11 protein-coding genes are annotated in these 9,837 nt (G+C 69.5%); 6 read left to right on the forward strand and 5 right to left on the reverse strand.

Features of this window, described 5'->3' with window-relative positions:
- Positions 1 to 466: DISARM system phospholipase D-like protein DrmC (drmC, locus tag VJR25_RS01860; protein ID WP_324111932.1), on the forward strand; the 466-nt coding region annotated here is incomplete at its 5' end.
- Positions 467 to 576: 110 nt separating this feature from the next.
- On the opposite strand, the gene dnaB is transcribed toward drmC, so the two are convergent.
- Positions 577 to 1,956 (reverse strand): replicative DNA helicase, encoded by a 1,380-nt coding sequence (gene dnaB / locus VJR25_RS01865; RefSeq protein ID WP_324111934.1) that lies wholly within the window; start codon positions 1,954 to 1,956, stop codon positions 577 to 579.
- A 469-nt stretch (positions 1,957 to 2,425) separates the two neighbouring features.
- On the opposite strand from dnaB, the gene VJR25_RS01870 reads away from it, so the two are divergent.
- Together VJR25_RS01870 and VJR25_RS01875 are read left to right on the forward strand one after the other, a co-directional pair.
- Positions 2,426 to 3,433 carry a hypothetical protein gene (locus VJR25_RS01870; protein WP_324111936.1) on the forward strand — a complete coding sequence of 336 codons (1,008 nt, stop codon included), beginning with the start codon at positions 2,426 to 2,428 and terminating at the stop codon, positions 3,431 to 3,433.
- A 346-nt stretch (positions 3,434 to 3,779) separates the two neighbouring features.
- Complete coding sequence (locus tag VJR25_RS01875) at positions 3,780 to 5,051, forward strand: GNAT family N-acetyltransferase (protein WP_324111938.1); 1,272 nt, start codon at positions 3,780 to 3,782, stop codon at positions 5,049 to 5,051.
- A 70-nt stretch (positions 5,052 to 5,121) separates the two neighbouring features.
- Here the strand turns inward: VJR25_RS01875 and rplI are convergent, their stop codons facing one another.
- From rplI to rpsF, 4 genes are all read right to left on the reverse strand, one after another.
- Positions 5,122 to 5,574: a 50S ribosomal protein L9 gene (gene rplI / locus VJR25_RS01880; protein ID WP_324111940.1), complete on the reverse strand. Its 453-nt coding sequence runs from the start codon at positions 5,572 to 5,574 to the stop codon at positions 5,122 to 5,124.
- 11 nt (positions 5,575 to 5,585) lie between these two features.
- Positions 5,586 to 5,840, reverse strand: coding sequence for a 30S ribosomal protein S18 (gene rpsR / locus VJR25_RS01885; RefSeq protein WP_039403514.1), 255 nt, complete (start codon positions 5,838 to 5,840; stop codon positions 5,586 to 5,588).
- Positions 5,841 to 5,945: 105 nt separating this feature from the next.
- Entirely contained in the window at positions 5,946 to 6,503 is a 558-nt protein-coding gene (locus VJR25_RS01890; RefSeq protein WP_324111943.1) for a single-stranded DNA-binding protein, read from the reverse strand.
- Positions 6,504 to 6,506: 3 nt separating this feature from the next.
- The gene (gene rpsF / locus VJR25_RS01895; protein ID WP_324111945.1) at positions 6,507 to 6,875 is read right to left on the reverse strand and encodes a 30S ribosomal protein S6; all 369 of its coding nucleotides are present in this window, start codon (positions 6,873 to 6,875) and stop codon (positions 6,507 to 6,509) included.
- Positions 6,876 to 7,096: 221 nt separating this feature from the next.
- Here rpsF and VJR25_RS01900 point away from each other — a divergent pair, with 221 nt between their 5' ends.
- The 3 genes from VJR25_RS01900 to VJR25_RS01910 form a co-directional block, all read left to right on the forward strand.
- The gene (locus VJR25_RS01900; RefSeq protein ID WP_324111948.1) at positions 7,097 to 8,701 is read left to right on the forward strand and encodes a radical SAM protein; all 1,605 of its coding nucleotides are present in this window, start codon (positions 7,097 to 7,099) and stop codon (positions 8,699 to 8,701) included.
- A gap of 10 nt (positions 8,702 to 8,711) precedes the next feature.
- Positions 8,712 to 9,053, forward strand: a complete 342-nt coding sequence (locus VJR25_RS01905) for a hypothetical protein (RefSeq protein WP_324111951.1) — start codon at positions 8,712 to 8,714, stop codon at positions 9,051 to 9,053.
- Between the two features lie 3 nt (positions 9,054 to 9,056).
- On the forward strand, positions 9,057 to 9,837 hold a 781-nt coding region (locus VJR25_RS01910), incomplete at its 3' end, for a prolipoprotein diacylglyceryl transferase (RefSeq protein WP_324111953.1).

Genomic DNA, 9,837 nt, shown 5'->3' on the forward strand with positions numbered 1-9,837 from the left:
GGTATGGACAATGCCCGGCAACGAAGCGAACACCGGTCACCTGACCAGCGAGTTCCACCGCATCGTCGGAGCTGCACGGCAGTCGGTCACGGCGGCGACCTACAACTTTCAGGACACGTCGCAGATGTGGACCGCGCTGAAGGCAGCCTCCGAGCAGCCCGGAGTGGTAGTCACCGTCTACGTCGATGCCGCTGTCGCCGACGCCGCGACGGTCAAGGCCCAGCTTCCACGAGCCACCATTTATCGCTCAGCGGTCCTACCGAACGGCAAACAGGTCGTCAGCCACGCGAAGTTCATCGTGGTCGACCACGAGCTGCTCCTGATCACCAGCGCGAACTTCAGCTTCTCCGCAGAGAACCGCAACGTCGAGTTCGGCATCCTCGTCCGCGATACTGCCCTCGCCACTTCGGTCGAGTCCGCCATGACGAGCAAGCATGGGTCGCTCTACGAGCTCATCAACGCCTGACCGTAAACGCGCCGGCAGGCGTTAGATAGCCGACGACTCACCGCGCCGAAGTGTCCATATGGACACACCGTGGACATTTCATCTGCGAAATGGACACTTTCAACTAATCCCTACACCCCGCCGCCGAAGTCGCTCGGGGCCATGTCGGCGAAGCGCGAGAAGTGACCCTGGAACGCAACTTCGATGGTGGCGGTCGGACCGTTGCGGTGCTTCGCGACGATCAGGTCGGCCTCGCCGGGCCGGTTCTCCTTGTCGTAGACCGAGTCGCGGTGCAGCAGCACGACCATGTCGGCATCCTGCTCGATCGACCCCGACTCACGCAGGTCGCTGACCTGGGGGCGCTTGTCGGTGCGCTGCTCGGGACCACGGTTCAGCTGCGACAGCGCGATGACCGGCACGCCCAGCTCCTTGGCGAGGAGCTTGAGCGCACGCGAGAACTCCGAGACCTCCTGCTGGCGCGATTCGACCTTCTTGCCCGACGACATCAGCTGCAGGTAGTCGATGATGACCATCTTGAGACCGACGCGCTGCTTGAGCCGGCGGCACTTCGCTCGGATCTCGACGAGGGTCATGTTCGCACTGTCGTCGATGAACAGCGGCGCGTCGTTGATGCGGCCGCGGGTCGACGCGATGGTCGTCCAGTCGCGCGAATCGAGCGTGCCCTTGCGCATGGACTGCAGCGGCACCGAGCCCTCGGCGCTCATCAGGCGCATCGCGATCTCGGACTTGCTCATCTCGAGCGAGAAGATGATCGTCGGCATGTTGTTCGCAATCGCCGCAGAGCGCGCGAAGTCGAGCGCGAGCGTCGACTTACCCATCGCGGGACGCGCCGCGATGATGATCATCTGACCGGGATGCAGGCCGTTCGTGAGCTGGTCGAACTCGACGAAGCCGGTCGGGATGCCGGTCATCTGACCGTCGCGGCCACGGGCCGCCTCGATCTCGTTGACGGCCGCGTCCACCGCGATCGTGAGCGGCACGTAGTCCTCGGCGGCCTCGGCACCGGTGACGCCGTAGATCTCGGCCTGCGCGTTGTTCACGAGGTCGACGGCGTCGCCCTGGCCGTTGTAGCCCATCTGCACGATGCGGGTTCCGGCATCCACGAGTCGACGCAGCAGGGCGCGCTCGGAGACGATCCCGGCGTAGTACCCGGCGTTCGCCGCGGTGGGCACGATCGACGTCAGCGAGTGCAGGTAATCCACGCCTCCGGCGCGGTCGAGCTCGCCGGTCTTCATGAGCTCATCGCCGACGCTGACGACGTCGGTGGGTTCGCCGTGCGAGTAGAGCGAGAGGATGGCTTCGAAGATCAGTTCGTGCTTGGGCAGGTAGAAGTCCGTGCCGCGCAGCGACTCGATGACATCCGCCACCGCATCCTTCGACAGCAGCATGCCGCCGAGCGTGCTCTGCTCGGCGACGACGTCATGCGGGGGCTTGCGCTCGAACTCTCGAGGCCCCCCCAGGCGCTCTTCAGAGATGTCAGCGATCGACACGAATCCGGTTCCCTCCCGGCGCGCGGGAGATGGCATCCCCCGTGCGGCCAGAACCAACGCTATGGAGGGCTTCCGACACTGGCAAACACAGCCTGTGGATAACTCTGTGGAGAGTCTGCGGGAAACGCCGCGGCGTCTGTGCACAACACCTGTGGACAGTCGTGGGATATCGTCAAGAGGCTCCCACATAAACCGCCTACGATCGGCCCTTTTCATTTTCACACCCTGTGGATGGATATGTGGGTTGAAGTCCTCATTGAAGGTTCCGCGCGCGCGAAGTTATGCACAACATCCCGCCGCAGCGCAAGTCGTCGGTGCAGCCGGGCGCGCCTGGCTGGGAATTTCCTGTTGACACGATCATGGGCCGCGCGTACGGTGACAAATCCAGGCACCTCAAGGCCGCGAGGCGGCTGCCATCACGCTGTGGTGGAGCGCTTCGGGGAGCGGTCTGATTTCGGGTGGGGAGAGCATGGGCGCAACAGTGACGCAGCGACGCGGTCGCGCCGTCGTGCGCGCCTGCGTGCTCGCCGCCATCGCCGCCGCCGGAGCGCTGCTGTGGATGCTCGCGAGCGTCCTGCTCGGCGCAACAGCGGCCCGCGCCGACACCCTGTCGCCGAACGGTCCGGGCCTGCTGGGCGACGTCGCCGGCACGGTCGCTGACGCGGCCGACGGGGTCACCGCCACCGTCGCGCACGCCACAGCAACGGTCGTCAAGACCGCGGCGGATGCCACCGTCTCGCCGGTCACCGCGGGCACGACCTCGACACACGACCGGATCCCGGTCGCGGGGAAAGTCACCGCCCCGCTCGTCGCTGCCGCGCAGCGCAGTGTCCAGACCACCGCGAGCACGGTCGCACCCTCCGCCGCGAAGACCCTCGACGAGGCCGTCGCGAGTCCGGTCGTCGAGCCGGTCGTGAGCGTGGTCCGCGCCGCGCCGGTCGTCGGCGGACTCGTGCAGGCGGTTGCCCTCGACTCGACGCTGTCCCGCCTCGCCGGCACCGTGGACCGCACCGTCGGCGCCGTCGTCGGACCGGCGATCGGCCTCGTCACCGGCACGGTGATGCCGGTGGTCGCGGCCGATTCGCCCGCAGCACCGGCCGGATCGCCCGTCACGTCACCTCCCGGCCTCGCGGCCGTTTCCGCCACGGATTCGGTCGCCGCAGGCCCCCCGGGCGCCCTCGGCGACGCGATGCGGCTGCTGGCCCGCGCCTCCGCAACGGCGGCTGCGATCGTCGCGCGCAGCGCCGTTCCGGCCTGGATCTCCCCTGCCTCCGGCCCGCCTGCCGCGATGTCCCCGCTCGCGGCATCGTGCACACCGGGCGCGTCCTGTTCCTCCGCCGGCGCGAGAGCCGGCGGCGCGGGAGCGCTGTCCGCCCTGGCGTTCTTCGCTGCATACCGTGCCTGGATGCGGCGCGGAACGCGGGACGATCGCGCGCCGCACGCCCCGGTCTACGCCACGGACTCATCCCCGGACTGATCACGCCCTTCTGAGCGCTCGCACACCGCCGAACAGGAGCGACCACCGGGTCGCCCACCCCTGAGATTTCGGTCGCCCGGGCGACCGGCACGACGTCCGCGGCATCGGCCGTGTCCGCGGACCTCGCCGAGACGGGAGGGGCGAGCACGTTCCGCGCACAGCGCCGGCACGCGCTCGTATCTCGGCGACAGCGCACGGCGTGGACGTGTGCGGGAGGCTTCGCCTGAGCCGCCCGCCCATTCGCGTCCGCGCCGTGCGCGGGGGCGCCGCGGCCTCTCCCCAAGCCGCCGCGGCGCCCCTCGCCGTCTTCCTGGACGCAGTGGCATCCCTGCACGATGCTGGAGGGATGCCGCTTCCCGCCGATTACCGCATCGTCCCCGTTCCCGAATCGCGTCTGCGCGACGTCCTGACCCTGGACACGTGGGCATTCCCGTCGGAGCACCCCACCGAGACGTTCCTCGAGCTCCCGTCGTCGCTGCCCTGGGATCGCTCCTACGGCGTCGAGCACGCCGGGTCGACGGGGCTCACCGCCTTCCACGCCGCCTATCCGCTCCGCGCCTACCCGGTTCCCGGGGCGGAGGTGTCCTGCGGCTGGCTGACCTGGGTCGGCGTGCACCCGGCGCACCGGCGGCGCGGCATCCTGCGCGCCATGATCGAGCACCACTTCGCCGACTGCCTGGCCGCCGGCGAGGCGATCTCGGCCCTGACCGCCTCCGAACCGTCGATCTACGGCCGGTTCGGCTACGGGCTGGCCGCGAACGTGCTGTCGCTGACGATCCCCCGCGGCGCGGCGCTGCGCGAGGTGCCGGGCGCGGACAACCTGGACGTGACGCTGGAGGAGTGGGATGCCGCCGCCCACGGCGACCTCGCCGCCGGCATCCACCGCCGCTTCGGGCAGCTGCCCGACGGGCTCGGCCGCCCCGGATGGGCCACCCGCGAGACCCCCGCACTGCGGACGTCGCACGACTCCGACCCGCAGAGGCTGCGCGGCCCCAAGGAGTCCCGGCGCATCGCGATCGTCCGCGACGCGTCCGGGCGCCCCACCGCGTATGCGACGTTCCGCCGCACCCTGACGTGGGGCGGCCCGGGCCCCGACGGTACCGTCGACGTGCGTGAGGCCGTCGCGCTGGATGCGGCGTCCGCCCGGCGCCTCTGGTCGGTGCTGCTGGACCTCGACCTCATGAGCCGGGTCACGATCGCGAACATCCCCGCGGACGACCCGATCACGCGCCTGCTCGTCGACCCGCGCGCCGCCCGGCCCGCCGTCTCGGACCACACGTGGGTGCGCATCCTCGACCTGCCGCGCGCCCTGTCCGAACGTCGCTACGCCGCAGACGTCGACGTGGTGCTCGAGGTCACCGACGCCATGGTCCCCGCCAACGCGGGCCGCTGGCGCGTGCAGGCATCCGCGTTCGGGCATGCCGAGGTCACCCGCACCGACGGGGATCCCGACCTGGTGCTCGACGTGCGCGAACTCGGCGCGGTGCACCTCGGTTCGATCCCGCTGACCGCGATCGCCCAGGCCGGCCAGCTGGAGCTGCGCACCCCCGCGGCGCTCGGCCCGGCAGCCGTGGCGTGGTCGTGGCCGGTGGCGGCCGGTGCGAACTGGATCTTCTGACAGACGGCCTGCAAAGACGACGGATGCCGCAGGCCCGAGGGCCCGCGGCATCCGTTCGTGTGCCGGCGGATTACTTCGCGGCGACCACCTGAAGCGAGATCACGGCGGTGAGGTCGTCACGCAGGCGAACGGTCGCCTCGTGGTTGCCCACAGCCTTGATCGGCGAGGTGATGTGGATCTTGCGCTTGTCCAGCTCGCCGAGACCGGCGGCCTTGACGGCGTCCGCCACGTCACCGGTCTTGACCGAGCCGAACAGGCGACCCTCGGCGCCCGCCTTGACGGTGAGCTTCACCTTGGCGGCCTCGATGGCGTTCTTGAGGGCCACGGCCTCTTCGTGGTCGTGGATCGCGCGGGCGTCGCGAGCGGCACGGATGGATGCCACCTGCTTCTCGCCACCGCGGGTCCACGCCACAGCGAAGCCCTGGGGAATGAGGTAGTTGCGGGCGTACCCGTTCTTGACCTCGATCACGTCACCGGCGCTACCCAGCCCGGCGACCTCGTTCGTGAGAATCAGCTTTGCCATGGGGGTGCTCCTTAGCGGCCTGCGCCGGCGTAGGGCAGAAGAGCCATCTCGCGCGCGTTCTTGATGGCGCGGGCGATGAGGCGCTGCTCCTGCACGGAGACACCGGTGATACGACGGGCGCGGATCTTTCCGCGCTCCGAGATGAACTTGCGGAGGGTGGCGACGTCCTTGTAATCGATGACGCCGACGCGGATCGCCTTCGCGGGGGCCGCGTTCTTCGCGCCCTTCCGCGGCTTGCGGCGCGTGCTGCTAGCCTTTCCAGCCATTTTGTTTCCTTTGCGTGGGTGGGGCCCCGCGCCCGGAGGCTCCGTGCAGCGCGTCAGCGATGCGTGGAGTGGGCGTGGGGAGGATGCCGGGGCATCCGGAGTTTGTTAGAAGGGAGTGTCGTCCCCGTAGGAGCCGGGAGCACTCCACCCGTCGTTGTCGCGCGAGTTGGACGAACCGGGCGTAGCCCACGGCTCGTCGTCGCGACCGGACTGCTGACGCGACTGGCCGCCCCCGAAGGAGCCGCCGTTGCCGCCGCGGTCGGTGCCGCCGCCGAAGCCGCCGCCCTGGCCGCCGGAGCTGGCCGCGCGGGTCACCTGAGCGGTGGCGTAGCGCAGCGAGGGGCCGATCTCGTCGACCTCCAGCTCGATGGCGGTGCGGTTGTTGCCCTCGCGGTCCTGGTAGGAGCGCTGGCGCAGGCGGCCCGTGGCGATCACGCGCGAGCCCTTCGTGAGCGAACCGGCCACGTGCTCCGCGAACTCGCGCCACACGGACGCGCGCAGGAACAGCGCTTCGCCGTCCTTCCACTCGTTCGCCTGACGGTCGAAGTTGCGCGGGGTCGACGCGATCGTGAAGTTCGCGACGGGCAGCCCGTTCTGCGTGTAGCGCAGCTCGGGGTCGGCGGTCAGGTTGCCGACCACGGTGATGACGGTCTCGCCGGCCATGCGTTACGCCTTCGCGACGGCCGCGGCCTTGCGGGCGGCCTTCTCCTCGGTGCGCTTCTGCTCGGCGGCCACGAGGGCGATCGCCTCTTCAGCGCGCAGGACCTTGGTGCGCATCACAAGCTCGCTGAGCTTGAGCTGGCGGTCGAGCTCCTGGGTGGCTTCGCTCGTCGCGGTGAAGTTGACGACGACGTAGATGCCCTCGGTCTTCTTCTTGATCTCGTAAGCGAGACGGCGGCGGCCCCACACATCGATGTTCTCGATCGAGCCACCGTCGTTCGTGATGACCTTGAGGAACTTCTCGAGGTTCACGCCGACCTGGCGCTCGTCGATCTCAGGGTTCAGGATGACCATGAGTTCGTACTGGTGCGTCACTTACCCACCTCCTTCGGACTAGCGGCAGCCGGGCATTTCCCGGTTGCAGGAGGGTGTGTCTGCACGTCACCCGGACACAGATGTGCCCAGGCAACCTGAACAGCCTACCGTACCGAGGCTGGCAGCGCGATGTGGCGTGTGCGGAGCCACCGGCGCGGGGCATCCACAGACACACCCGCCGCCCCCCCGGCGACGTGCGGCCATTTCGCTAGGGTGACCGCATGAGTGCACCCACGGGGGCGGGGATGCCGTTGCGGGACCACCGCATCCACCGTTACGTCAACGCGTTCTGTCCGCGGTGCCACGAGGAGGATCCCGACCGGCGGCTGAGCGAGGTGCGCCGCCTGTCCGGGTGGCTCGCGGAACGCGCCGGCCGGGTGTGGCTGGAACGCGGATGCCCCGATCACGGCCTCGTCTCGACGCTGTACGACGAATCCGCCGAGATCCTCTCCTATCTGGAGCAGTGGACCGCGCCCACCAAGGTGCACGCACCCGACAGGCTCGGCAACTTCAAGCCGGTGCCGTCGGCGTATGAAGACGGCCTGCCGCAGATGCAGACGCAGCACACCTGCATCCTGCTGGAGGACATCACCGACCACTGCAACCTGAAGTGCCCGACCTGCTTCGCCGAGTCCAGCCCGGCGCTGGCGGCCGTCGCGCCGCTCGCCGAGGTGCTGGCATCGGTCGATGACCGCCTCGCCAAGGAGAACGACCGCATCGACGTGCTGATGCTCTCCGGCGGCGAGCCCACCCTGTACCCGTGGCTGGAGCAGCTGCTCGAGCAGCTCGTGGCGCGGCCGATCGTGCGCATCCTCATCAATTCGAACGGGTTGCGCATCGCGAACGACGACGCGTTCGTCGCCACGCTCAAGAAGCACCGCGAGCGGGTGGAGGTGTACCTGCAGTACGACGGCGTCAGCGCCGAGGCATCCGCCCACCATCGGGGCGCGGACATCCGCCGGTTCAAGGAGCGTGCGATCGAGCGCCTGTCGGATGCCGGCGTCTTCACCACGCTCACGATGACCGCCGCCCTCGGGGTCAACGACGGCGAGATCGGCGCCGTGATCGACAAGGCGATCGCCACCCCCTATATAGGAGGCGTGACGATCCAGCCCGTGTTCGGCTCGGGGCGGTCGGCCGGCATCGACCCCGACGATCGCCTCACCCACACCGGGGTGCTCGCGCGGCTCGGCCCGCAGACCGACGGGCGGATCACCTGGCGCGACCTCACGGCGCTGCCCTGCAGCCACCCGCACTGCTGCTCGGTGGGCTACTTCCTGAAAGACGACTCGGGCTCCTGGAAGTCGCTCGTCGGGCTCATCGGCCATGATCGCCTGAAGGAGTTCCTCGAGCTCGAACCCGACCTCATCGCCAACCGCATCGCGGACTCGAACGTGAACAAGGCGATCCGCACCGTCGTGAAGAACTCGCTGCTGGACCTCCTCAGCGAGCAGTCGTCGCTGTCGCATCCGCAGATGTCGTCCATCTGGAAGGACATCTGCATGAACTGCGACATCGGCATGGGCACGCTCGCGACGCTCGCGGCATCCAAGCTCCCCGGCCAGCACAGGCGACTGCGCACGATGATGGGCGAACGGGTGCTCCGGGTGACGGTGAAGCCCTTCATGGACATCAACACGATGATCGAGGAGCGCCTGACGCAGTGCTGCGTGCACGTCGCGACCGTGAACGAGGGCACGCAGGCCCACCAGTGCGCACCGTTCTGCGCGGTCCAGGCGTGGGCCCCGCTCGCCCGCCGGAAGATCGCGACGGTCGCCGGGGCGCAGGCCGACGGGCGGCGTCGGCTGCCGGTGACCGTCGCGTGAGGATGCGACGATGAGCGAACCCGGCGCACGGTACGACTTCACCGGCCTCAACCGGCGGGACGAGTCGGTGAGCGACCCGCCGGCACCACGGGTCGCGCCGTTCGACCCGCTGCGGCTGTGCGTGTTCGCGACCATCGCCGCGATCGCCGCCCTGACCGGTCCGATCGCGGTGGCCGCCTTCAGCGGCGTGGCGATCGCGGGGTACGCCCGGGCACGCCGGGCGGGCCTGCTGCGGTCGCGGTGCAAGCTCGGTGACACGCGTCTGGTGCTCCTCTATCTGTCGCTGCTGGCCGCGGCAGCCGTCGCGGCGATCCCGTTCTGGGTGATGCTCTGGGTCTCGGTCTGGACCTGACCCGTGGATCCGACGCTGCACGACCTGCTCGGCTGGGCGCCGCCGATCCCCACGCACTCCTTCTTCGTGGCGGCGGGACTCGCCGCCGCCGGAATCGTGTTCCTCGTCGAGGCGCGCCGGCGCCGGCAGACCGACCCGCGACTGGCGTACCTCGTGCTCGGGGCGCTGACCGGGGCCGCGGTCCTCTCCCGGCTCGGCACGTGGGTGCAGCACCTCAACCCGGCCGAGAACCTCACCCTCGTGCAGCAGCTGACCACGGGGCACGCGTCCGTGCTCAGCGCCATGGTCGGCGCGTGGCTGGGAGTCCACGTCGCCAAGCGCATCGTGCGCTATCCGCTGCGCAGCGGCGACCTGTTCGCGCCGGCGTTCGCGCTCGCCATGGCGATCGGGCGATTCGGATGCTTCTTCACCGAGGACCCCGGCACCCCCACCGGAACGGGCTGGGGCATCGTGCTGACCCCGGACCAGGCGGCGCGCGTCGGCGCACCGGCGGGCGTGCCGTTGCATCCGAGCTTCCTGTACGAGATCGCCTTCCAGCTCGCGGCGTTCGCGGTGCTGTGGTTCTGGCTGCGCAGGCGTCCGATCGCCGCCGGAGAGCTGCTGACCCTGTACATCCTGGGGTACGCGGTGTTCCGCTTCGCCGTGGAGTTCGTGCGCGGAAACGAGGTGGTGTGGCTCGGCCTCACCCGGCCGCAGCTCTTCCTGCTCGTCACCATTCCGCTGCTCGCCGTGCGCATCGTGCTCAAGGCGAAGCGCGGCCGGCTGATCGTCCGAACCGCGAAGG

This window comes from Microbacterium sp., assembly GCF_035277845.1.
Classification (GTDB): domain Bacteria; phylum Actinomycetota; class Actinomycetes; order Actinomycetales; family Microbacteriaceae; genus Microbacterium.

Coding starts and splice junctions, on each gene's coding strand:
- VJR25_RS01870 (WP_324111936.1), top strand. CDS start 2,426: ATGGGCGCAACAGTGACGCAGCGACGCGGTCGCGCCGTCGTGCGCGCC.
- VJR25_RS01875 (WP_324111938.1), top strand. CDS start 3,780: ATGCCGCTTCCCGCCGATTACCGCATCGTCCCCGTTCCCGAATCGCGT.
- rplI (WP_324111940.1), bottom strand. CDS start 5,574: ATGGCAAAGCTGATTCTCACGAACGAGGTCGCCGGGCTGGGTAGCGCC.
- rpsR (WP_039403514.1), bottom strand. CDS start 5,840: ATGGCTGGAAAGGCTAGCAGCACGCGCCGCAAGCCGCGGAAGGGCGCG.
- VJR25_RS01890 (WP_324111943.1), bottom strand. CDS start 6,503: ATGGCCGGCGAGACCGTCATCACCGTGGTCGGCAACCTGACCGCCGAC.
- VJR25_RS01900 (WP_324111948.1), top strand. CDS start 7,097: ATGAGTGCACCCACGGGGGCGGGGATGCCGTTGCGGGACCACCGCATC.
- VJR25_RS01905 (WP_324111951.1), top strand. CDS start 8,712: ATGAGCGAACCCGGCGCACGGTACGACTTCACCGGCCTCAACCGGCGG.